The organism is Streptomyces sp. NRRL B-24572 (assembly GCF_002156145.1).
Taxonomy (GTDB): Bacteria; Actinomycetota; Actinomycetes; order Streptomycetales; family Streptomycetaceae; genus Streptomyces; species Streptomyces vietnamensis.
Genome location: NZ_MWIG01000001.1, coordinates 1 through 23,450, shown reverse-complemented (window position 1 = coordinate 23,450; position 23,450 = coordinate 1). Strand labels below are relative to the sequence as shown.

Genomic DNA, 23,450 nt, shown 5'->3' with positions numbered 1-23,450 from the left:
GGCCGCGCTGCTGTCCGGAGCGGTCCTGCTCGCCGCCGGGGCGACCGCCGCGGTGGTCTCCGTGGCCGCGAAATGGCTGCTGGTGGGCCGGCACAGGACGGGGGAGCACCCGCTGTGGAGCGGCTTCGTGTGGCGCAACGAACTGTCCGACACGTTCGTCGAGGTCCTGGCCGTGCCCTGGCTCGCCGGATCGGTGCCGGGGACCCCGCTCCTCACCCTGTGGCTGCGTGGTCTGGGGGCCCGGATCGGCCGGGGCGTGTGGTGCGAGAGCTACTGGCTTCCCGAGACGGACCTGGTGGCCCTTGCCGACGCCGTCACCGTGAACCGCGGCTGTGTGTTGCAGACGCATCTCTTCCACGACCGGATCTTGAGGACGGATACTGTGGTCCTCCGCGAGGGCGCCACCCTGGGTCCGAACGGAATCGTCCTGCCCGGAAGCACGGTCGGGGCCCGCAGCACACTGGGACCCGCCTCTCTCGTGATGGCCGGGGAAACCGTCCCCGCCGACACCCGCTGGCTGGGCAATCCGATCGAGGCGTGGCGGGCCTGAAGGGGCTACGGCGTACGAGCGCAGCGCAGGGAGCGGAAGCGGCAGTGAGCGGCCAGAGGACAACGGCGTCGGACCCGTACTTTCCGGCCAACGGCGATTCCCGGTACCGCGTGCACCGGTACGAGATCACCCTGGACTACCGTCCCGGCCCCAACCGGCTGGCCGGGACGGCCCGGATCAGCGCGATCGTCGGCCGGGCGCAGCTCACCGAGTTCGCCCTCGACCTGGCCGAGTTCAAGGTCGGCCGGGTCCAGGTGAACGGCCGGGCACCCCACTACACCCACCGCGGCGGCAGACTGCGCATCCGGCCGGCCAAGCCCCTCCCCGCCGGCGCCGCCTTCACCGTGGAGGTGCACTGGTCGGGCAACCCCAAGCCGGTGCGCAGCCCCTGGGGCGGCCTCGGCTGGGAGGAACTGACCGACGGCGCACTCGTCGCGAGCCAGCCGGTCGGCGCGCCTTCCTGGTACCCCTGCAACGACCGGCCGGCCGACAAGGCCTCCTACCTGCTCTCGGTCAACACCCCTTCCGCGTACGCGGTGGTGGCCGGCGGCCGCCTCCTCACCCGGACGACCAAGGCCTCCACGACCACCTGGGTGTACGAGCAGACCGCCCCGACCTCCAGCTATCTGGTCGGCCTGTCCATCGGCATGTACCAGACCGTGCTGCTCGGCGACCCCGGACTCGGCGGTGTTCCGCAGAGCGCCCACGTACCGGCGCATCTGCTGGCGGACTTCTCCCGGGACTTCGCTCGGCAGCCCGCGATGATGCGGCTCTTCGAGGAACTGTTCGGCCCCTACCCCCTGGGCGAGTACGCGGTCGTCGTCGCCGACGAGGAGCTGGACGTGCCGGTGGAGGCCCAGGGTCTTTCCCTCTTCGGCGCCAACCACGTGGACGGCGTGCGGGGTTCGGAGCGGCTCATCGCCCACGAGCTCGCTCACCAGTGGTTCGGCAACAGCGTGACCATCGCCGACTGGCGGCACATCTGGCTGAACGAGGGCTTCGCGAAGTACGCCGAATGGCTCTGGTCGGAGCGCTCCGGCGGTCGCACCGCGCAGGAACTGGCGCTCGCCGCACACCGGTTGCTCGCCTCGCAGCCGCAGGACCTGGTCCTTGCCGACCCCGGCCGCAAGCTGATGTTCGACGACCGCCTGTACCAGCGCGGGGGCCTCGCGGTGCACGCGATCCGCTGCGCTCTGGGTGACGGGGCGTTCTTCCGCATGCTGCGCGACTGGGCCGGCGTGAACCGCCACGGCGTCGTGACCACCGCGAGCTTCGCCGCCCATGTGGCCCGCTACGCGGCCGAGCCGCTGGACGGCCTGCTCGGATCCTGGCTCCACGAGCCCTCCCTTCCCCCGCTGCCGGTCCCGCCGGGCAGGCCGTAGGTCATCCCCTCCAGATCACCCCGTACGTCTCCGCTGTCGAGCAGGAGCCGGCGCGCGCCGGGGAAGCGAGGAACCCCGCGCCGCGGAGCCGCTCCATGGCCGGGACCGATCCCGGCGTTCTTCGGCTGCGGTGCGGTGCGCGTCGACTCCTTGACCTCCCGTTGGCGCTCCACGATGCTTTGTTGCGGCACGTGAGATGCGTGTCGTAATGAGCAACGTCTGCTCAGGTCTCGTATCAGCCGAGGAGTGGTCATGACGCACCAGGTCCGTGCTGTCGTCGCGCGGGGCAAGGGCGCCCCCGTCAGCCTGGAGACGATCATCGTGCCGGATCCCGGCCCGGGCGAGGCGCTGGTGAAGATCGAAGCCTGCGGGGTCTGCCACACCGATCTGCACTATCGCGAGGGCGGCATCAACGACGACTTCCCCTTCCTGCTGGGTCACGAGGCCGCGGGCGTCGTGGAGTCGGTGGGGGAGGGCGTCACCGATGTCGCACCCGGCGACTTCGTCGTCCTCAACTGGCGGGCGGTGTGCGGCCAGTGCCGCGCCTGTCTGCGGGGACGGCCCTGGTACTGCTTCGCCACCCACAACGCCAAGCAGAAGATGACCCTCGCCTCGACCGGGCAGGAGCTGTCCCCGGCGCTGGGAATCGGTGCCTTCGCCGAGAAGACCCTCGTCGCCGCAGGACAGTGCACCAAGGTCGACCGGGCCGCGTCGGCCGCCGCCGTGGGCCTGCTCGGGTGCGGGGTGATGGCCGGCATCGGCGCCGCGATCAACACCGGGAACGTCGGCCGCGGCGACTCGGTCGCCGTCATCGGCTGCGGTGGTGTCGGGGCCGCGGCGGTCGCCGGGGCGAAGCTGGCGGGCGCCGCGAAGGTCATCGCGGTCGACATCGACGACCGCAAGCTGGCGACCGCCGGCCGGCTGGGCGCCACCCACACGGTCAACTCCCGTACCGCCGACGCCGTCGAGGCGATCCGCGAGCTCACCGGAGGCTTCGGCGCCGACGTCGTCATCGAGGCCGTCGGCCGCCCGGAGACGTACGAGCAGGCGTTCTACGCCCGCGACCTCGCCGGCACGGTCGTCCTGGTCGGTGTGCCCACGCCGGAGATGAAGCTGGAGCTGCCGCTGATCGACGTCTTCGGCCGCGGCGGCGCGCTGAAGTCCTCCTGGTACGGCGACTGTCTGCCGTCCCGCGACTTCCCGATGCTCGTCGACCTCCATCTCCAGGGCCGCCTCGACCTGGACGCCTTCGTCACGGAGACCATCGCGCTGGACGAGGTCGAGAAGGCCTTCGAGCGGATGCACCACGGCGACGTGCTGCGCTCGGTGGTGGTCCTCTGATGGCGGCCCGTGTCGAACACCTCGTCACCTCGGGGACGTTCGCGCTGGACGGCGGCACCTGGGACGTCGACAACAACGTGTGGATCGTGGGCGACGACACCGAGGCGATCGTCATCGACGCGGCGCACGACGCCGAGGCGATCGTCCGGGCCCTCGGTGGACGCACCCTGCGCGCGATCGTGTGCACCCACGCGCACAACGACCACATCGGCGCCGCCCCCGAACTCGCCGACCGGACCGGCGCGCCGATCCTGCTCCACGCGGACGATCTGCGGCTGTGGAAGCAGACCCACCCCGAGCGGTCGCCGGACGGCGAACTGGCCGACGGCCAGGTGCTGTCGGTGGCGGGCACCGAGCTCACCGTGCTGCACACACCGGGACACGCACCGGGAGCGGTCTGCCTGTACGCGCCGGGCCTTGACACGGTCTTCTCCGGGGACACGCTGTTCGCCGGGGGGCCCGGCGCGACCGGCCGGTCGTTCTCCCACTTCCCGACGATCATCGACTCCATCCGGGACCGGCTGCTGAGCCTGCCGGCGGCGACGGTGGTGCGTACGGGGCACGGCGACCCGACGACGGTCGGCGCCGAGGCGCCCCACCTGGACGAGTGGATCGCGCGCGGACACTAGGGGCCCACGGGCGGAGGGGGTGGGGAGCCGCGGCTCCCCACCCCCTCCGCCCGCCTCGCCCGTCAGCCGCCGATCTCCGCCGGCTTGACCGTCACCCACTCCCGGCCCGCGTCGACGGTCTCGCCCGCCGCCTTCTGCTCGGCGGACCGCTTCTCCTTCTCCGTTTCCAGCCGGTCGGTGTACGCCTGCTTGCGGTCGACCCACAGGCGGGCGCCGCCCGCCCCGGCGTCGGAGTAGAAGAGCATCCACCAGTCGCTGGGGGAGTCGCCGGCGACGAGGACCGGCCGTTCGTACTCCGCGATGTAGTCGTGGATGCCGGCGAGCTTTCCGACGTACCAGGTTCCCGGGGTCCACAGATAGGGCGTGACGACCTGCCGCCGGTAGCGCTCGGTGCCGTACTCCGCGCCGAACGTGCCCTGCTCGATCTGCTTGCGCGCGGTGGTGAGGCGGCCGGTCTCGGGGTCCTTGAGCAGCGTCGTGACGCCGATGACGTTTTCCGGCGGGACGTCGAGGCCGTACTTCGGGTCCGACACGACCATGCGCACGAGTTCCTCGTGGGCGGCGGTCATCACGTAGACGCGGATGCCGTGTTCCCGAAGGCTGCGGATCAGCTCGCGCTGACCCGCGTAGATGTGCGGCGGGTTCACGGTGCCGTGCACCGTCTTGCCGGCGTCGTCGTAGCTGACCGGGATCGGCTTGCCGTAGGCGTACAGCTCGTCGACGTACCGCTTCAGCTCGCCGAGCGTCAGGCCCGAGAACACCTGGGCGATCCACGGGTAGCAGACCTTGTCGTCGATCTCGCAGAGCCGGTTGTAGTAGCCGTAGAGGCTCTCGCCCGCCCGGAACGGTACGAGGCGCAGCGAGGGGTCGACGGTGTCCGGCGTGAGCACGCCCTTCATTTCGAGGAAGGGCAGCAGCGACTCCTCGAGGTCGTACCGCCAGATGGTGTTGTCGGCGTCGAAGACGGCGTAGCGGCCCCGGCCTTCGAACCTGCCGATGAGCTTTTCGAGCTGGTCGCCCTGGGCCCGGGGCCAGTCGGCCAGCTCGACGGCGGGCCGGCCGGAGGTGTCGGCCGCGGCCGTGACGGGTGGGACCGCGGTGGTGCGGGCGGCCGTGGCCGTGGCGCCGGTGAGGACCGCCGACAGGACGGCCGCGGTCACGGCGAGAAGGGGACGAGCAGGTACGCGCATGCGGCATCGGCTCCGGAAGTCGGGGGAGATGAGTTGTGCGATACGCAACGCAGTGCACTGTTTGGTCCCCAGAGTGAAGTGGTGTCGGGCCTGTCGCGTCAAGGCTCGCGACCGCCTTCTTCGCCTGCCCCGCCGCCGCGTTCGACTCCTTGACAAGGTATGGGGCCACCTCCAGACTGAGTTGCGTAAAACGCAATCCGTTTCGCTATACGCTACGCACGCGACCGAGGTGTCATGATGATTCCCGTGTGCCGACTCGCGGATCTGCCGCGCGGCGAGGCCTATCGGCTCGATATCGAGCCGCCTGTCGCGGTGTTCCACACCGAGGATGGCGAGGTCCTCGCCATCGACGACACCTGTACGCACCAGGACGCCTCGCTCGCGGACGGCTGGCTGGAAGGGTGCGAGGTCGAATGTCCGCTGCACGCCTCCAAGTTCGACCTGCGGACCGGGGCGGTCGACGCTCCGCCGGCCAAACTGCCCGTCCGGACCCACCAGGTGGTCGTCGACGACGGCATGATCTACGTGCGTCCCTCCGAGGCCGCGCCCCATCTGCCCCCCTGCGTCGCGGCCCGGCTCGGCGCCGGAGGCCCGGCGTGAGGACCGTGGCCGTCGTGGGCGCCTCCCTGGCCGGACTGTCGGCCGCGCGAGCGCTGCGGAAGCAGGGCTACGACGGACGGCTGGTCCTCATCGGGGACGAACCGCACCGCCCGTACGACCGGCCGCCGTTGTCGAAGGAGTTCCTCGCCGGCCGCACCGGCGAGGCCGACCTCGCCCTCGAGGCGGACGGAGAGGATCTCGGCGCCGAGTGGCTGCTGGGCGTCCGGGCCACCGGGCTCGACCGCGCCGACCGGTCGGTGCGGCTCGCGGACGGCCGTACCGTGCGGGCCGACGGCATCGTCATCGCCACCGGAGCGGCGGCGCGCACGCTGCCCGGGAGCGAGGGCCTCGCCGGGGTCCACACGCTGCGCACCCTGGACGACGCCCGCGCCCTGCGGGACGAACTGGTCCGCGGCGGAAGGCTGGTGGTGATCGGCGGCGGCTTCATCGGCGCCGAGGTCGCCTCCACCGCGTACGCCCTCGGCCTCGACGTCACCGTGATCGAGGCGGCCCCCACCCCGCTGGCCGGTCCGCTCGGCGAGACCATGGGCGGCGTCGTCTCCGCGCTGCACGCCGACCACGGAGTACGGCTGTTGTGCGGCGTGGGCGTCAAGGGGCTGAGCGGGGACCGCCGGGTGGACGCCGTCCTGCTTGAGGACGGCCGCAGCGTGCCCGCGGACACCGTCGTCGTCGGCGTGGGCGCCCGCCCGTGCGTCGAATGGCTGGAAGGTTCCGGCGTCGCGCTCGACAACGGCGTGACGTGCGGCACCGACGGCCGCACCAGCCTGGCCGGGGTGGTCGCCGTCGGCGACTGCGCGAACTGGTACGACCCGCACACCGGAAGCCACCGCAGGGTCGAGCACTGGACCGGCGCGCTGGAGCGGCCCGCCGCCGCCGTGGCCACGCTGCTCGCGCACGGTGCGACGGAACCGGGCGTGCCCCGGCCGCCGTACTTCTGGTCCGACCAGTACGGCGTGAGGATCCAGTTCGTCGGCCACGCCGCCGGGGCCGACAGCGTCACGGTCGAGGAAGGCGCCACCGACGAGCGCAGCTTCCTCGCCGTCTACCGGCGGGCCGGCACGCCGGTCGCCGTGCTCGGGATGAACCAGCCGCGGCTGTTCACCCGCTGGCGCAAGCAGTTCACCGCGTGAACGACCCCTCCACGACGTATCCAGAGGAGTGCACCGTGACATCGACCGGTCTGCCGGACAGCCTGATCGCCACCCTCCCCGGTTCCTCCTACACGGATCCGGCGATCTTCGCCCAGGAGCAGGAGCGCATATTCGAGACCATGTGGTTCTGCGTCGCGCGCGCCTCGGAACTGGCGAAGCCCGGCGCCTTCCGCACCGTCGACGTGGGCCGCGAGAGCATCCTCGTCACCCGCGCGAGGGACAACTCCATCCGTGCCTACTTCAATGTGTGCCGGCACCGCGGAGCCAAGCTCTGCACCGAGGAGACCGGCGAGGTCAAGCGGGCCTTCCAGTGCCCGTACCACGCCTGGACGTACGACCTGAACGGCAAGCTCGTCGCCGCGCCCAACCTCACCAAGATGCCCGACGTCGGCCGCACCGAGTACGGCCTGGTGAGCGTGGCCGTTCGTGAATGGCTCGGATACGTCTGGGTCTGCCTGGCGGAGAACCCGCCCTCCTTCGAGGAGGACGTCATCGGCGCGGCCGTCACCCGCCTCGGCGACCTGGAGTCGATCGAGCGCTACGACGTCGAGAACCTCTCGGTCGGCAGGCGGATCGTCTACGACGTCAAGGCCAACTGGAAGCTCATCATCGAGAACTTCATGGAGTGCTACCACTGCGCCACGATCCACCCCGAACTCACCGAGGTGCTCCCCGAGTTCGCGGACGGCTACGCGGCCCAGTACTACGTCGGCCACGGCGCCGAGTTCGGCGAGGAGATCCAGGGCTTCACCGTCGACGGCTCCGAGGGCCTCGACCGCATCCCCGGGGTGACGGAGGAACAGGACCGCCGCTACTACGCGATCACCGTCAAGCCGCAGGTCTTCATCAACCTCATCCCCGACCACGTCATCTTCCACCGGATGTACCCGGTGGCCGCCGACCGCACGATCGTCGAGTGCGACTGGCTCTATCTCCCGCACGTCGTCGAGAGCGGCAAGGACGTCAGCCGTTCCGTGGAACTCTTCGACCGGGTCAACCGTCAGGACTTCGACGCGTGCGAGCGCACGCAGCCCGGCATGAGTTCCCGCATGTACGCCAAGGGTGGCGTGCTGGTGCCCAGCGAGCACCACATCGGGGCCTTCCACGACTGGGTGAACGAGCGCCTGGGCACCCCCCAGGCGTGACTCAGCCCATGTAGCCCATCCGGTGGCTGATCTCCTCCGCGCCCTTGAGCAGCACCGGGGAGAGCTCGTGCAGGCGCTCCTCGGTGAAGCGGTACGAGGGCCCGGAGGCGCTGAGCGCGGCGATGACCGTGCCGTCCCGGCCGCGGATCGGGGCGGCCATCGCGTGCAGGCCGATCTCCAGCTCCTCCAGGGTCCACGCGTAGCCGCGCTCGCGGGCCTCGGCGAGGTTCTTCTCCAGCTTCGTCCTCGAGGTGAGGGTGTGCGGAGTGGACTTCTTCAGGCCCGCCTCGGCCAGCAGCGCGGCCCGCTCCTCGGCGGGCAGGTGGGCCAGCAGGATCTTGCCGCTGGAGGTGGCGTGCAACGGGGTCAGCTGGCCGACCCAGTTGTGCGCGGTGACGGCCCCGGGGCCGCGTACCTGGCAGAGGTTGATCGCGTAGTGCTCCTGCATGACGGCGATGTTGACCGTCTCGCCGATCTCCTCGGCGAGACGCTCGCAGACCGGGCGGCCCTGCTGTGTGATGTCGAGACGGCCCGTGACCGCCCCCGCCAGGCGGACGATCCCGAAGCCCAGCCGGTACTTGCCCCGCTCGGCCGCCTGCTCGACCAGACCGCGCGCCTCCAGCGCCCCGAGCAGGCGGAACGCGGTCGACTTGTGGACGTCGATCTCGGCGGCCACCTCGCTGACGCCCGCCTCACCGCGCTGGGCCAGGATCTCGAGGACGCTGATGGCGCGGTCGACCGACTGCACTCCACCGGCCGGCGAGTTCGACGCTTCGCTGTCTTGGCTGTGGTTGCTCATGGCGAAACTATACGCGCGGTAAACAACGTCGTCGCAAGCCTCGAAGCCCGAATGAAAACCCTTCAAGTTGCGTTGTTCGCAACCTGGTGCGCATTGCGATACCGGATTAGCATGCCCCGCATATCTACGGCGCGAGCGAGACGAGGCACTATGGCTCCCCTGCAATACGACTTCGTCATTGTCGGCGGCGGATCGGCCGGCAGCGCACTGGCGAACAGGCTCTCCGCGGACCCGGCGAACCGGGTGCTGGTGCTGGAGGCCGGCCGCTCCGACTACCCGTGGGACGTCTTCATCCACATGCCCGCGGCGCTGACCTACCCGATCGGCAGCCGCTTCTACGACTGGAAGTACGAGTCCGAGCCCGAGCCCCACATGGGCGGCCGGCGCATCTACCACGCGCGCGGCAAGGTGCTCGGCGGCTCCAGCAGCATCAACGGCATGATCTTCCAGCGCGGCAACCCCATGGACTACGAGCGCTGGGCCGCCGACCCCGGCATGGAGACCTGGGACTACGCCCACTGCCTGCCGTACTTCCGGCGGATGGAGAACTGTCTCGCCGCCGACCCGGACGACGAGTTCCGCGGCCACGACGGCCCCCTCGTCCTCGAACGCGGTCCCGCGACCAACCCGCTCTTCGACGCCTTCTTCAAGGCCACCCAGGAGGCGGGCTACGCCCCCACCGACGACGTCAACGGGTACCGGCAGGAAGGCTTCGCCAAGTTCGACCGCAACGTCCACCGGGGCCGCCGCCTGTCGGCCTCCAAGGCGTACCTCAAGCCGGTCATGAAGCGGCCCAACCTCACCGTCAGGACCCGCTCGCTCGTGACCCGCGTGCTCTTCGAGGGCAAGAAGGCCGTCGGCGTCGAGTACCGGCGCGGCAAGGGCGCCCTCCAGCAGGTCCGCGCCAAGGAGGTCGTCCTGTGCGGCGGCGCGATCAACTCCCCGCAGCTGCTCCAGCTCTCCGGCGTCGGCAACGCGCAGGAGCTGAGCGCCCTCGGCATCGACGTCGTCCACGACCTGCCGGGCGTCGGCGAGAACATGCAGGACCACCTGGAGGTCTACGTCCAGTACGCCTGCAGGCAGCCGGTCTCCATGCAGCCGTACATGGCGAAGTGGCGGGCCCCCTTCATCGGTCTGCAGTGGCTGTTCCGCAAGGGTCCGGCCGCCACCAACCACTTCGAGGGCGGTGGCTTCGCCCGCAGCAACGAGGACGTGGACTACCCCAACCTGATGTTCCACTTCCTGCCGGTCGCGGTCCGCTACGACGGCTCCTCGCCGGCCGGCGGCCACGGCTACCAGGTGCACGTGGGCCCCATGTACTCCGACGCCATCGGCTCGGTGAAGATCAAGAGCAAGGACCCGCGCGAGCACCCGGCGCTGCGCTTCAACTACCTCTCCACCGAGCAGGACCGCCGGGAGTGGGTCGAGGCCATCCGCGTCTCCCGCAGGATCCTCAACCAGCCCGCGATGTCCCCGTACAACGACGGGGAGATCTCGCCCGGCCCGGAGGTCGAGACGGACGAGGAGATCCTCGCCTGGGTCGCCAAGGAGGGCGAGACCGCCCTGCACCCGTCCTGCACCTGCAAGATGGGCACCGACGAGATGTCCGTCGTCGACCCCACCAGCATGCGCGTGCACGGCCTGGAAGGCATCCGCGTGGTCGACGCGTCGGTGATGCCGTACGTCACCAACGGCAACATCTACGCACCGGTCATGATGATCGCCGAGAAGGCCGCAGACCTGATCCTCGGCAAGGAGCCGCAGGCGCCGTCGAAGGCCGCGTACTACCGCCTCCGTGACGCCCGGAAGCAGGTCGGGTAGACCTTGGCCACCGCCGGACTGAGGGCGCTCCTCGACAGCGTCCGCTACGAGGTGCTGCCCGCGAAGGCGACCGAGGACAAGGTCCTCGCCCACGTCCCGCGCGACGTCGTCGTCACCGTGACGGCGTCGCCGGTCAAGGGTCTGGAGCCGACCCTCGACCTCGCCGGCCGGCTCGCGGTGAACGGCTACCGCGTCGTCCCGCACGTGCCCGCACGACTGTTGCGGGACGAGGTGCACCTGAAGGACGTCGTCGATCGGCTGCGCGAGGCGGGCGTGGACGACGTCTTCGTCCCCGCGGGCGACGCCGATCCGCCGGCCGGGGCCTACGACGGGGCGCTGCCGGTGCTGCGCAGGCTGAGCGAGCTGGGCAGGCCCTTCGCCCGCGTCGGCGTCACCGGTTATCCCGAGAGCCATCCGCTCATCCACGACGACGTCACCGTCCAGGCCATGTGGGACAAGCGCGAGCACGCCACGTACATCGTGAGCAACCTCTGCTTCGACCCGCGGGTGCTGGGGGAGTGGATCGCCCGGATACGGCGCCGGGACGTCACCCTGCCCGTCCACCTGGGCGTCGCGGGGCCCGTGCAGCGGGCGAAGCTGCTGGCGATGGCGACGAAGATCGGTGTGGGCGAGTCGACGCGCTTCCTGACCAGGCACGCCTCGTGGTTCCTGCGGTTCGCGACGCCCGGCGGGTACTCGCCCGACAGGCTGCTGACGCGCGGCGAGGCGGCGCTCACCGCGCCGTCGGCGGGGGTGGCCGGGCTGCACCTGTTCACGTTCAACCAGATCGCGGAGACGGAACGGTGGCGCCGTGCCGCGATCGACCGGCTCGGAAGCTGAATGCGGGCGTCGTACGCGTGAGGGGGCGGGGCCGGTCTTCCGGCCCCGCCCCCTCACGCCGTACCGCTCAGCGGAAGACCACCGTGCGGTTGTCGTACACCATGACGCGGCGCTCGCTGTGCCACTTCACCGCGTGCGCGAGGACCTGTGCCTCCACGTCCCGTCCGACCGTGACCAGGTCCCCGGGGTCGAGCGAGTGGTCCACCCTGACCACGTCCTGCTCGATGATCTGTCCCTCGTCCAGGTCCGGTGTCACGTAGTGCGCCGTCGCGCCGACGAGCTTCACGCCGCGGGCGTACGCCTGCTCGTACGGGCGCGCGCCCTTGAAACTGGGGAGGAAGGAGTGGTGGATGTTGATGGCGCGGCCTTCGAGCTGCTTGCACAGGTCGTCGGAGAGGATCTGCATGTAGCGGGCCAGCACGACCAGGTCGATGTCCAGCTCGCGTACCAGCTCCATCAGGCGCGCCTCGGCCTCGGCCTTGGTGTCCCTGGTGACCGGGATGTGGTGGAAGGGGATGCCGTAGGTCTCCGCAAGTCCCTCGAAGTCCCGGTGGTTGGAGACGATCGCCGGGATCTCGATGTTGAGGGCGCCGGTGCGCCGGCGAAAGAGCAGATCGTTGAGGCAGTGGCCGAACCTGGACACCATGATGAGCGTCCGGGTCGGGGTCGACGCCTCGCTCAGGGTCCAGTCGATGCGGTAGGCCTCGGCGACGGGCCCGAATCGGTAACGCAGGGTTTTCGCATTCGTGTCCGGGTCGGAGACGTCGAAGTGGACCCTCATGAAGAAACGGCCCTGGAGCCGATCGTCGAACTGCTGGCTTTCCACGATGTTTCCCGAGTTCCTGACGAGGAAGCCGCTCACCGCGTGGACCAGTCCGGCGCTGTCGGGACACGAGAGGGTGAGGACGTATTCACGGCCGGGCTGCGGCCGGGGGTACTTGGGGGACACAGCGACCTCCATTGGTGCGTCATGCACAACACAGTGAGCGATACGCAACATGGTCGGCTCGACTCCCCTTGTGGTCAAGGGTGGTTGCGCAAGTGCCGACCCGGCGAAATCGTCATGCGCCGCCCTCTTGACGCAGGTCTGCAGGTTCGCCAAGGTGTTCCACCACAAGCAATTGAATGCATGATGCGCAACGCATTTCGGCTGAAGGGCTTGGCGCGTGGCAGACCTGTATGTGGCTGGGGAATGGCGGGATCCGGTGGCCGGTGGGTGCCGGGAGATCCGCTGTCCCGCTGACGGCTCGCTCACCGCGACGGTCTCGGAAGGGACGCGCCCCGACACCGAGGCGGCGATCGCCGCGGCCCGCCGGGCCTTCGACGAGGGCCCCTGGCCGCGCACCTCCGAGCGGGAGCGCGGCGCGCTGCTGCTGCGCACCGCCGACCTCATCGAGCGCGACGCCAAGGAGTTCGCCCGCGCCGAGTCGCTGGACACCGGCAAGCGGCTGGTGGAGAGCGAGTACGACATCGCCGACGTCGTCTCCTGCTTCCGCTACTACGGCGGGATCGGCGGCATCGACGCCGGACGTGTGATCGACACCGGCCGCGACGATGCCGTGAGTCGCGTCGTCTACGAGCCGATCGGCGTGTGCGGACTGATCACCCCGTGGAACTACCCGCTGCTGCAGGCGAGCTGGAAGGTCGCCCCGGCGCTCCTCGCCGGCAACACGATCGTCCTCAAGCCCAGCGAACTCACCCCCTCCACCTCGATCCTGCTGATGAAGGCGCTGGAGGAGGCCGGGCTCCCGGCCGGCGCCGCCAACCTCGTCCTGGGCGCCGGGCCCGAGGCGGGCGCCCCGCTCTCCGAGGACCCCGCCGTCGACATGGTCTCCTTCACGGGCGGCCTTGAGACCGGCAAGCGGATCATGGCCGCCGCCGCGGCGACCGTGAAGAAGGTGGCGTTGGAGCTCGGCGGCAAGAACCCCAACGTGGTCTTCGCCGACGCCGACTTCGAGACGGCCGTGGACTTCGCCCTCACGGCCGTCTTCCTGCATTCCGGACAGGTCTGCTCGGCCGGCGCCCGGCTGATCGTCGAGGACTCGCTGCACGACCGGTTCGTCGACGAGGTCGTCCGCCGCGCCCGGCGGATCCGCCTCGGCGGGCCCTTCGACNNCGCCGAGGGCGCCGTACTGCGCTGCGGCGGTGAACGGCCCGACGACCCGGCCCTCGAAGGCGGCTTCTACTACCCGCCGACCGTCCTCGACGAGTGCCGGCAGGACATGCGCGTCGTGCACGAGGAGTCCTTCGGACCCGTGCTCACCGTCGAGCGCTTCACCGACGAGGACGACGCCGTGCGCATCGCCAACGACACCGAGTACGGACTCGCCGGAGCCGTGTGGACGCAGGACGCCGGCAAGGCCCAGCGGGTCGCCCGGCGGCTGCGCCACGGCACGGTGTGGATCAACGACTACCACCCCTACGTGCCGCAAGCGGAATGGGGTGGCTTCGGGCACTCGGGCGTGGGCCGGGAGCTGGGACCGACCGGTCTGGACGAGTACCGAGAGCCCAAACACATCTGGCAGAACATCCAACCCCGGCCGCAGCACTGGTTCCGCGGCTGAATGCCGAAGAGAGGTCGACCATGACCCCAACGCAGACCGAGGTGTCGCAGCGGCACGGCGCGCACCAGGATTCGTACGGCACTCCGGTCATCTCCGTGCGCCGGCTGTGGAAGGTGTTCGGGCCGAAGGCCGACCAGGTACCGGGCTCCGAGGAGCTGCGCGGCCTCACCCGCCGCGAGCTCATGGACCGCACCGGGTGCACCGCCGCCGTCCGCGACGTCGACTTCGACGTCCGCAAGGGCGAGGTGTTCGTCGTCATGGGCCTGTCCGGCTCCGGCAAGTCCACGCTGGTGCGATGTCTGACCCGACTGATCGAACCCACCGCCGGTGAACTCGTCTTCGAGGGCGAGGACATCCGCGAAGCGGACGGCAGGCGCCTGCGCGAGCTGCGGCGCCGCAAGTTCTCCATGGTCTTCCAGCACTTCGGGCTGCTGCCCCACCGCCGGGTGGTGGACAACGTGGCCTTCGGTCTGGAGATCCGCGGCATGAGCAGGGCCGAGCGCACCGCGCGGGCCCTGGAGGTCGTCGAACTGGTCGGCCTCGCAGGCTACGAGAACTCCTACCCCGACCAGCTCTCGGGCGGTATGCAGCAGCGCGTCGGCCTCGCCCGGGCGCTGGCCGGCGACCCCGACGTGCTCTTCTTCGACGAGCCCTTCTCGGCACTCGACCCGCTGATCCGCCGCGACATGCAGAACGAGGTCATCCGGCTGCACCGCGAGGTCGGCAAGACGATGGTCTTCATCACCCACGACCTCTCCGAGGCGCTCAAGCTGGGCGACCGCATCCTGATCATGCGCGACGGCAGGACGGTCCAGTGCGGCACCGGCGACGAGCTGGTGGGCGCCCCGGCCGACGACTACGTCCGCGAGTTCGTCAAGGACGTTCCGCGCGGCGATGTGCTCACCCTGCGGTGGATCATGCGCCCGGTGGAGCCCCATGACGCCCTGGACGGTCCCGAGCTGGGCCCGGACGTCGTGGTGAAGGAGGCCACCCGGGCGGTACTGGCGGCCGACAGGCCGGTCAAGGTCGTGGAGGACGGCACGTTGCTCGGCATCGTCGGCGACGAGGAGATCCTCGCGGTGGTCGCCGGGCGGGAAGGCGGCGCGTGATGGCCGTCGCCCTGGAGAAGTCCGCCCCCCTGGCCGGCGTACGCAGGGTCGGCCGGCGCACGGTGGTGGCCGCGATCCTGGCCGCCTGGCTGCTGCTCTTCGTGGTCCTCCGCGGAAAGCAGACCCTGACCCTGGCGGCGGCGGACCTCACCGACCTGCACCGGTGGTTCAACGACGTCAACGACTCGATCGGCGCGGACCGCAACTCCAACCCGCTCTTCCTCTACTTCTTCAACGAGATCCGCCTGGTCGTCGACAACCTGGTGACCTTCGTCCAGCACCTGATCTCGCAGCCCCCCGCCGGCCGCCCCGTCCCGCAGATCGGATGGCTCGGCGTCGTCGGCATCGCGGGCTACGTCTCCTGGGCCGTGGGCAACTGGCGGGTCGCCCTCCTGGCCGTGGCGGGCTTCACCTTCCTGGGGCTGCAGGGGCTGTGGCAGGAGAGCATGGACACCCTGTCGCTCACCCTCTCCGCGGTCCTCGTGGCGCTGCTGTTCGCGATTCCGCTGGGCGTGGGGGCGGGACTGTCCGACCGGTTCAACCGGATCGTGACGCCCTTCCTGGACTTCATGCAGACGATGCCGACCTTCGTCTACCTGGCCCCGCTGACCCTGTTCTTCCTCATCGGCGGGGCCTCCGCCACGATCGCCACCGTGATCTACGCGGCACCGCCCGCGATCCGCATCACCGCGCACGCCATCCGCTCCGTCCCCGGGACCACCGTCGAGGCCGCCGAATCGCTGGGTGCGACACGGCGTCAGGCCCTGTTGAAGGTCCTGCTGCCCATGTCCAAGCGGACCGTGGTGATGGGCGTCAACCAGTCGATCATGGCCGCCCTGGCCATGGTGACCATCGCCGCGCTGATCGACGCGCCCGGCCTCGGCAAGACCGTCATCCAGGCCCTTCAGTCGCTCGATGTGGGAACGGCCTTCAACGCGGGACTCGCCATCGTCGTCATGGCGATCGTCCTCGACCGGGTCACCACAGCGGCCGGCGCCCGCGAGGAGACGGCCCGGCGCTCGAAGAACCGCCTCCTCAGGTGGCGCAGGCTGCTGCTCGGCGCGGGAGCGGCGGCCACCGCGGTCCTCGTCCACCTGTCGCACACCTACGTATGGGCGGCGGAGTTCCCCGGCGACGGCGGCATCGGCGGCTCCATCGCGCGCGCGGCGGACACCACGACCGCCTGGGTGCAGGACAACCTCTCGGGCCTCACCAACGCCTTCCGCGACGGCATCACCAACGGCCTGCTCAATCCGCTCCAGACGCTGCTCACCGACTCCCCGTGGTGGCTCGTCGGCGCGGTGCTGATCGCACTCGGCGCCGTGCTCGGCGGTTGGCGGGCCGGGGTCACCACGGCCGTGTGCGTGGGTCTGCTGGTCGGCACCGGTCTGTGGTCGGACGCCATGACGACGCTGGCGTCGACCCTCGTGGCGACGGTGCTGGTCATGCTGCTCGGCGTCGTCCTCGGGGTGTGGATGGGGCGCAGCACGCTCGTGGACCGGTTGCTGCGGCCCTCCCTGGACGCGGCGCAGGTCATGCCGCCGTTCGTCTACCTCGTGCCGTTCCTGGCGCTGTTCGGCGCGACCCGCTTCACGGCCATCGTCGCCGCGGTCGTCTACGCGGTGCCGGTCGCCATCAAGATCATCGCGGACGGGGTGCGGGCCGTGCCCGGGACCACCGTCGAGGCGGCCGTGTCCGCCGGGTGCAACACCTGGCAGATCATCACCAAGGTTCAACTGCCGATGTCACGCGGCGCCCTGACGCTCGCCACCAACCAGGGCCTGATCTACGTGCTGTCGATGGTCGTCGTGGGCGGCCTGGTGGGGGCGGGCGCCCTCGGCTACGACGTGGTGGCCGGATTCTCGCAGGGCCAGCTGTACGGGAAGGGGCTCGCGGCGGGACTCGCGATCGTCCTTCTCGGAGTCATGTTCGACCGGATCACCCAGGCAGCGGCGCGACGCGCGAGCGCGTAAGGAGCACCAGCATGGCAGCACAGGTACGACAGTGGGGAATCGGCACGGCCGGCGCAGCCGTCGTGACCGTCCTCGGGCTGACCCTCACCGCCTGCGGCGGCGCGAAGGTCGGTGTCGACTCCGCGGGTTCGGGCAGCCCGGGCAAGTGCGGCACCTTCAATCTCGCGGTCAACCCGTGGGTGGGCTACGAGGCGGACGCGGCGGTCGTCGCGTACGTCGCGGAGAAAGACCTCGGCTGTACGGTCAAGAAGAAGGACCTGAAGGAGGAGATCGCCTGGCAGGGCTTCGGGACGGGCGAGGTCGACACCGTCCTGGAGAACTGGGGCCACGACGATCTGAAGAAGAAGTACATCACCCAGCAGAAGACCGCCGTGAGCGCCGGCTCGACCGGCAACAAGGGCATCATCGGCTGGTACGTGCCGCCGTGGCTGGCCAAGGCGCACCCGGACATCACCGACTGGAAGAACCTGAACAAGTACGCGTCCGAGTTCAGGACCTCCGAGTCGGGCGGCAAGGGTCAGCTCCTTGACGGCGACCCCTCGTACGTCACCAACGACGCGGCGCTGGTGACGAATCTGAAGCTGGACTTCAAGGTGGTGTACGCGGGCAGCGAGACCGCGCTCATCCAGTCCTTCCGGAAGGCCGAGAAGAACAGGGAATGGGTGATCGGCTACTTCTACGAGCCGCAGTGGTTCCTGTCCGAGGTGCCGTTGGTCAAGGTGAATCTGCCCGCGTACACGACGGGCTGTGACGCCGACGCGGCGAAGATCGCCTGCGACTATCCCGTGTACGACCTCGACAAGATCGTCAGCACGAAGTTCGCGGAGTCCGGCAGCCCGGCCTACCGCCTGGTGAAGAACTTCACGTGGACGAACGACGACCAGAACACCGTGGCCAAGTACATCGCGGTGGACAGGATGTCGCCCGAGGCGGCGGCGAAGAAGTGGGTGGAGGCCAACCGCGACAAGGTCGACGCCTGGCTCAAGTAGCCCACGTCGAGAAGACGGTCCGAGATGCCCGGCGGGCGGTGTGCACCTGTGTGCGCCGCCCTCCGGGCATTGCCGTATTCCGGGCTGTTCGCCGGCGTCACCGACCCCTTGACACCCCTCTCCGCGAGCGGCACATTGAGTTGCGCAACCTGAACCATGTTGCGCAGCAAGCAACTTGACTGGTTTCGAATCCGGAGGTGCGGCGATGGCGGGACCCCGAGTGGTGATCATCGGAGCGGGCGTCGTGGGAGCGGCGCTCGCGGACGAGATCTCCGCGCGCGGCTGGACCGAAGTGACCGTGGTCGACCAGGGCCCCCTCCCCGCGACCGGGGGCTCCACGTCGCACGCCCCCGGCCTGGTCTTCCAGACGAACTCCTCCAAGACCATGACCGAGCTGGCCCGCTACACCGTCGAGAAGTTCTGCTCCCTCGACGTCGACGGCAAGCCCTGCTTCCTGCAGGTCGGCGGCCTCGAAGTGGCGACCACCCCCGAACGCCTCGCGGAACTGCACCGCCGCCACGGCTGGATCACCGCCTGGGGCATCGAGGCCCGCGTGCTGAGCGCCGACGAGTGCGTCGAGCGGCATCCGCTGGTGAACCGGGACAGGGTCCTCGGCGGACTCCTGATCCCGACGGACGGGATCGCCAAGGCCGTCCTCGCCGTCGAGGCGCAGATCCGCCGGGCCACCGAACGCGGCGTCACCTTCCTGGCCCGCCACGAAGTCCTCGACATCCGGCAGAGCGAGGGCCGGGTGACCGGAGTCCTCACCGACCAGGGCGAGATCGCCGCCGACATCGTGGTGTGCTGCGCCGGCATCTGGGGCCCGAAGATCGCCCGCATGGCCGGCATGAACCTCCCGCTGACCCCGCTCGCCCACCAGCTCGCCTGGACCGGCCCGGTCCCGGCGCTCGCGGGCCAGACGGAGGAGGCGGTACGACCGATCCTGCGCCACCAGGACGCCGACCTCTACTACCGCGACCGCTTCGACGGCATCGGCATCGGCTACTACGGCCACCGCCCGATGCCCGTCTCGGCCGACGACATCCTCTCCGTCGACGAGGCCGACCACATGCCCTCGGTCCTCGAGTTCACCGAGGAGGACTTCGAGGACGCCTGGACCGAGACCCGCTCGCTGCTCCCCGCGACGGCGGAGGCCAAGGTCGAGGAGGGCATCAACGGCCTGTTCTCCTTCACCACCGACAACTTCCCGCTCCTCGGCGAGTCAAGGGACGTCAAGGGCTTCTGGGTGGCGGAGGCGGTGTGGGTCACCCACTCCGCGGGCGTGGGCCGCGCCATGGCCGAATGGCTCGTCGACGGCCACTGCTCGTCCTTCGACCTGCACGAGTGCGACGTCAACCGCTTCGAGCCGCACCAGCTGTCCCCGGAGTACGTCCTGGCCCGCGACTGCCGGAACTTCGTCGAGGTCTACGACATCATCCACCCCCTCCAGCCGTCAGGGGACCCGCGCCCGATCCGCACGAGCCCCTTCCACCCCCGCCAGCAGGAGCACGGCGCGTTCTTCCTGGAGGCGAGCGGCTGGGAACGCCCCCAGTGGTACGAGGCCAACGCGGGGCTGGTCGAAGGCCGCACCATCCCCACCCCGAACGACTGGGCCGCACGGTTCTGGTCGCCCATCGTCGGCGCCGAGGCACAGGCCACCCGTGAGACCGTCGCGATGTACGACATGACGGCCCTCAAGCGACTCGAGGTCAGCGGCCCGGGTGCCGCGGACTTCCTGGAGGGACTGACCACCGGCAAGGTCGCCAAGTCGGTCGGCTCGGTGACGTACACCCTGCTCCTGGACCACGGCGGCGGCATCCGCAGCGACGTCACCGTCGCCCGGCTGGCCCGCGACCTCTTCCAGGTCGGCGCCAACGGCAACCTGGACCTCGACTGGCTCACCCGACACCTCCCCGTCGACGGCACGGTCCAGGTGCGCGACATCACCGCCGGCACCTGCTGCATCGGTCTGTGGGGCCCCCTGGCCCGCAAGGTCCTGCAGCCCCTGACGGACGAGGACTTCTCGGGCGACGGCCTGAAGTACTTCCGCGCCAAGCGCGCGTACATCGGCTCGGTGCCCGTCACCGCGATGCGACTGTCGTACGTCGGCGAGCTCGGCTGGGAGCTCTACACCACCGCCGACCAGGGCCTGAAGCTGTGGGACACCCTGTGGCGGGCGGCCCAGCCGCTCGGCGGCGTCGTCGCCGGCCGCGGGGCCTTCAACAGCCTCCGCCTGGAGAAGGGCTACCGCTCCTTCGGCACCGACATGACCTACGAGCACGATCCCCACGAGGCAGGCGTCGACTTCGCCGTCAAGCCCGACAAGGGCGACTTCATCGGCAAGGCGGCCCTGGAGCGCCGCAGGGAAGACGTACGGCGCAAGCTGACCTGCCTCACCATCGACGACCCGCAGTCGGTCGTCCTGGGCAAGGAGCCGGTCTACGAAGGCGACCGCGCGGTCGGCTACGTCACCAGCGCCGCCTACGGCTACACGATCGGCAAGGGCATCGCGTACGCCTGGCTCCCGACGGAACTCACCACCCCCGGCACCACCCTGCACATCGGCTACTTCGACCGGCGCGTCGAGGCGGTCGTCGCCGAGGAGCCGCTGTTCGACCCGACCATGTCCCGCCTCCGTGGCTGATCGCGAGGAAGAGGTACCGCCGGTGACCGCACGCGAACACCGCACGAACGTGCTGAACACCTCCCTGGCCGAGCTGGACCCCGAGGTCCACGCCGCCCTCCGCGCGGAACTGCACCGCCAGCAGTCCACCCTCGAGATGATCGCCTCCGAGAACTTCGCGCCGTCCGCCGTGATGGAGGCCCAGGGCTCGGTCGCGACCAACAAGTACGCCGAGGGCTACCCCGGCCGCCGCTACTACGGCGGCTGCGAACACGTGGACGTCACCGAACGCCTGGCCATCGAGCGCGTCAAGTCCCTCTTCGGGGCCGGCTTCGCCAACGTCCAGCCGCACTCGGGCGCACAAGCGAACACCGCCGTCTTCTTCGCCCTCCTCCAGCCCGGCGACACCGTCCTCGGCCTCGACCTCGCGCACGGCGGCCACCTCACCCACGGCATGCGCATCAACTACAGCGGCAAGATGCTCGATGTCGTGCCGTACCACGTCTCCGAGACCGACCACCTCGTCGACATGGAGGAGGTCGAGCGGCTCGCCAAGGAACACCGGCCCAAGATGATCATCGCGGGCTGGTCGGCGTACCCCAGGAAGCTGGACTTCGCGGCCTTCCGGCGCATCGCCGACGAGGTCGGCGCCCTCCTCATGGTCGACATGGCGCACTTCGCGGGCCTGGTCGCCGCCGGACTGCACCCCAGCCCCGTCCCGCACGCGCACGTGGTCACCACCACGACGCACAAGACGCTCGGCGGTCCACGCGGCGGAGTCGTCCTCACCGACGACGCCGACCTCGCCAAGAAGATCAACTCGGCGGTGTTCCCCGGGATGCAGGGCGGCCCGCTGGAGCACGTCATCGCCGCGAAGGCGGTCTCCTTCAAGGTGGCGGCGTCACCCGAGTTCGCCGAACGCCAGGCCCGTACGCTGGCCGGTGCCCGCCTCCTCGCCGAGCGCCTCACCCGGCCCGACGCGGCCGCGGCCGGAGTGAAGGTCCTGACGGGCGGCACGGACGTCCACCTCGTCCTCGTCGACCTGCGGGACTCCGAACTCGACGGAAAGCGGGCCGAGGACCTGCTGCACGGGATCGGCATCACCGTCAACCGCAACGCCGTCCCCTTCGACCCGCGCCCGCCCATGGTCACCTCCGGCCTGCGCATCGGAACGCCGGCACTGGCCACCCGAGGCTTCACGGAGGAGGACTTCGCCGAAGTCGCCGACGTGATCGCACTGGCCCTCCAACCCGAACCGGACACGGCCGCCCTGCGCGCCCGCACCGAGACGCTCGCGGCCAAGTACCCGCTCTACCCGCACCTTTCGGAAGACGGAGACGCCCGATGAGCCCCAGCACCCCAGGCGCCGACCTCCCCGACCACCCCGACCGGCTCTGGCGCGACCCCGAGCCCAAGCGCTCCTACGACGTGGTGATCGTGGGCGGCGGCGGACACGGCCTGGCCACCGCCCACTACCTGGCGAAGAACCACGGCATCACCGACGTCGCGGTCCTGGAGAAGGGCTGGCTGGGCGGCGGCAACATGGCCCGCAACACCACGATCATCCGCTCCAACTACCTGTGGGACGAGAGCGCCGGCATCTACGAGCACGCGCTCAAACTGTGGGAAGGCCTCGAGGAGGAGCTGGACTACCCGATCCTCTTCTCCCAGCGCGGCGTGCTGAACCTCGCCCACAGCCTGCAGGACGTCCGCGACAGCGTGCGCCGGGTGGAGGCGAACCGGCTCAACGGCGTGGACGCCGAGTGGCTGGACGCGGAGCAGGTCAAGGAAGTCTGCCCGATCGTCAACACCTCCCCGGACGTGCGGTACCCGGTCCTCGGCGGCACCTACCAGCCGCGCGCCGGCATCGCCAAGCACGACTACGTGGCCTGGGGCCTCGCCCGCTCCGCGGACGCCGCCGGCATCGACATCATCCAGAACTGCGAGGTCACAGGACTGGACGTGGTCGGCGGCCGGGTGGTCGGCGTCCAGACCACGCGCGGTCCCATCGGCGCGGGCAAGGTGGCCCTGTGCTCCGCCGGCCACACCTCGGTCCTCGCCGCCATGGCGGGCATCGAACTCCCGCTCCAGAGCCACCCGCTGCAGGCCCTGGTCTCCGAACTCCTGGAGCCGGTCCACCCCACGGTGGTCATGTCCAACGCCGTCCACGTGTACGTGAGCCAGGCGCACAAGGGCGAGCTGGTGATGGGCGCCGGCATCGACGCGTACAACTCCTACACCCAGCGCGGCGCCTTCCACATCATCGAAGAGCAGATGTCCGCCGCCCTGGAACTCTTCCCGGTCTTCGCCCGCGCCCACGTGCTGCGCACCTGGGGCGGCATCGTCGACGTCAGCCCGGACGCCTCGCCGATCGTCGGCCTCAGCCCGGTCGACAACCTCTATCTCAACTGCGGGTGGGGCACGGGCGGTTTCAAGGCCACCCCGGGCCTCGGCTGGGTCTACGCCCACACCATCGCCCACGACGCCCCCCACCCCCTGAACGCCCCCTTCTCGCTCGACCGTTTCACCACCGGCGCGCTCGTCGACGAGCACGGCGCGGCCGCGGTGGCCCACTAGGGAGCCGAACCATGCTGCTCATCCCCTGCCCGTGGTGCGGGCCCCGCGACGAGGCCGAGTTCCACTACGGCGGCCAGGCGCACGTGCCCTACCCCGAGGATCCCGCCGCCCTCACCGACGAGGAGTGGGCGCGGTACCTGTTCTTC

Annotated in this window: 19 protein-coding genes and 1 pseudogene; 17 read left to right on the top strand and 3 right to left on the bottom strand. The window is 70.2% G+C overall.

The features are described from left to right. The 4 genes and pseudogenes from CCN56_RS00100 to CCN56_RS00085 all read left to right on the top strand — a co-directional run. Positions 1–550: pseudogene (locus tag CCN56_RS00100) on the top strand (amino acid adenylation protein); the annotation flags it as partial. Positions 551–594: 44 nt separating this feature from the next. Beyond that, positions 595–1,932, top strand: coding sequence for a M1 family metallopeptidase (locus CCN56_RS00095; protein WP_086821891.1), 1,338 nt, complete (start codon positions 595–597; stop codon positions 1,930–1,932). A 252-nt stretch (positions 1,933–2,184) separates the two neighbouring features. Next, positions 2,185–3,273: an S-(hydroxymethyl)mycothiol dehydrogenase gene (locus tag CCN56_RS00090; protein WP_086821889.1), complete on the top strand. Its 1,089-nt coding sequence runs from the start codon at positions 2,185–2,187 to the stop codon at positions 3,271–3,273. Beyond that, positions 3,273–3,902 (top strand): MBL fold metallo-hydrolase, encoded by a 630-nt coding sequence (locus CCN56_RS00085; RefSeq protein WP_086821887.1) that lies wholly within the window; start codon positions 3,273–3,275, stop codon positions 3,900–3,902. Before CCN56_RS00090 ends, CCN56_RS00085 begins: the two co-directional genes overlap by 1 nt. A gap of 62 nt (positions 3,903–3,964) precedes the next feature. Here CCN56_RS00085 and CCN56_RS00080 read toward each other — a convergent pair whose 3' ends face one another. After that, positions 3,965–5,062 (bottom strand): haloacid dehalogenase-like hydrolase, encoded by a 1,098-nt coding sequence (locus tag CCN56_RS00080; protein WP_306300571.1) that lies wholly within the window; start codon positions 5,060–5,062, stop codon positions 3,965–3,967. Between the two features lie 264 nt (positions 5,063–5,326). On the opposite strand from CCN56_RS00080, the gene CCN56_RS00075 reads away from it, so the two are divergent. Genes CCN56_RS00075 through CCN56_RS00065 form a run of 3 tightly spaced genes read left to right on the top strand, consistent with a single transcriptional unit; the run spans position 5,327 to position 8,009 of the window. Continuing rightward, positions 5,327–5,692, top strand: coding sequence for a bifunctional 3-phenylpropionate/cinnamic acid dioxygenase ferredoxin subunit (locus tag CCN56_RS00075; protein WP_086821883.1), 366 nt, complete (start codon positions 5,327–5,329; stop codon positions 5,690–5,692). Continuing rightward, positions 5,689–6,843, top strand: a complete 1,155-nt coding sequence (locus CCN56_RS00070; RefSeq protein WP_086821881.1) for an NAD(P)/FAD-dependent oxidoreductase — start codon at positions 5,689–5,691, stop codon at positions 6,841–6,843. The genes CCN56_RS00075 and CCN56_RS00070 overlap by 4 nt, the downstream gene beginning before the upstream one ends. 35 nt (positions 6,844–6,878) lie before the next feature. Next, positions 6,879–8,009, top strand: a complete 1,131-nt coding sequence (locus CCN56_RS00065) for an aromatic ring-hydroxylating dioxygenase subunit alpha (RefSeq protein ID WP_086821879.1) — start codon at positions 6,879–6,881, stop codon at positions 8,007–8,009. Position 8,010: 1 nt separating this feature from the next. On the opposite strand, the gene CCN56_RS00060 is transcribed toward CCN56_RS00065, so the two are convergent. Further along, positions 8,011–8,808, bottom strand: coding sequence for an IclR family transcriptional regulator (locus tag CCN56_RS00060; protein ID WP_086821877.1), 798 nt, complete (start codon positions 8,806–8,808; stop codon positions 8,011–8,013). Between the two features lie 150 nt (positions 8,809–8,958). On the opposite strand from CCN56_RS00060, the gene betA reads away from it, so the two are divergent. Continuing rightward, positions 8,959–10,629: a choline dehydrogenase gene (gene betA, locus CCN56_RS00055; RefSeq protein ID WP_086821875.1), complete on the top strand. Its 1,671-nt coding sequence runs from the start codon at positions 8,959–8,961 to the stop codon at positions 10,627–10,629. A 3-nt stretch (positions 10,630–10,632) separates the two neighbouring features. Further along, entirely contained in the window at positions 10,633–11,469 is an 837-nt protein-coding gene (locus CCN56_RS00050; RefSeq protein WP_086821873.1) for a 5,10-methylenetetrahydrofolate reductase, read from the top strand. Between the two features lie 67 nt (positions 11,470–11,536). Here CCN56_RS00050 and purU read toward each other — a convergent pair whose 3' ends face one another. Further along, a complete protein-coding gene (purU, locus tag CCN56_RS00045) occupies positions 11,537–12,430 on the bottom strand; it encodes a formyltetrahydrofolate deformylase (RefSeq protein WP_086821872.1) in 894 nt (297 codons plus the stop codon). Between the two features lie 205 nt (positions 12,431–12,635). Between purU and CCN56_RS00040 the strand changes: the two genes are divergently transcribed. From CCN56_RS00040 to CCN56_RS45685, 8 genes are all read left to right on the top strand, one after another. Beyond that, entirely contained in the window at positions 12,636–14,033 is a 1,398-nt protein-coding gene (locus CCN56_RS00040; protein ID WP_086821870.1) for an aldehyde dehydrogenase family protein, read from the top strand. A gap of 20 nt (positions 14,034–14,053) precedes the next feature. Then, complete coding sequence (locus tag CCN56_RS00035; RefSeq protein ID WP_086821868.1) at positions 14,054–15,142, top strand: glycine betaine/L-proline ABC transporter ATP-binding protein; 1,089 nt, start codon at positions 14,054–14,056, stop codon at positions 15,140–15,142. Continuing rightward, positions 15,142–17,115, top strand: a complete 1,974-nt coding sequence (locus CCN56_RS00030) for a proline/glycine betaine ABC transporter permease (protein ID WP_107484069.1) — start codon at positions 15,142–15,144, stop codon at positions 17,113–17,115. The genes CCN56_RS00035 and CCN56_RS00030 overlap by 1 nt, the downstream gene beginning before the upstream one ends. 11 nt (positions 17,116–17,126) lie before the next feature. Next, complete coding sequence (locus CCN56_RS00025; protein WP_086821866.1) at positions 17,127–18,104, top strand: ABC transporter substrate-binding protein; 978 nt, start codon at positions 17,127–17,129, stop codon at positions 18,102–18,104. Positions 18,105–18,309: 205 nt separating this feature from the next. Next, on the top strand, positions 18,310–20,748 hold the full coding sequence (locus CCN56_RS00020; RefSeq protein WP_086821864.1) for an FAD-dependent oxidoreductase: 2,439 nt from the start codon (positions 18,310–18,312) through the stop codon (positions 20,746–20,748). A gap of 22 nt (positions 20,749–20,770) precedes the next feature. After that, positions 20,771–22,075: a serine hydroxymethyltransferase gene (glyA, locus tag CCN56_RS00015; protein WP_086821862.1), complete on the top strand. Its 1,305-nt coding sequence runs from the start codon at positions 20,771–20,773 to the stop codon at positions 22,073–22,075. Next, positions 22,072–23,304 carry a sarcosine oxidase subunit beta family protein gene (locus CCN56_RS00010; RefSeq protein WP_086821860.1) on the top strand — a complete coding sequence of 411 codons (1,233 nt, stop codon included), beginning with the start codon at positions 22,072–22,074 and terminating at the stop codon, positions 23,302–23,304. Before glyA ends, CCN56_RS00010 begins: the two co-directional genes overlap by 4 nt. Before the next feature lie 11 nt (positions 23,305–23,315). Then, positions 23,316–23,450, top strand: a 135-nt coding sequence (locus CCN56_RS45685) for a sarcosine oxidase subunit delta (protein WP_143664377.1), incomplete at its 3' end; no start/stop codon positions are given.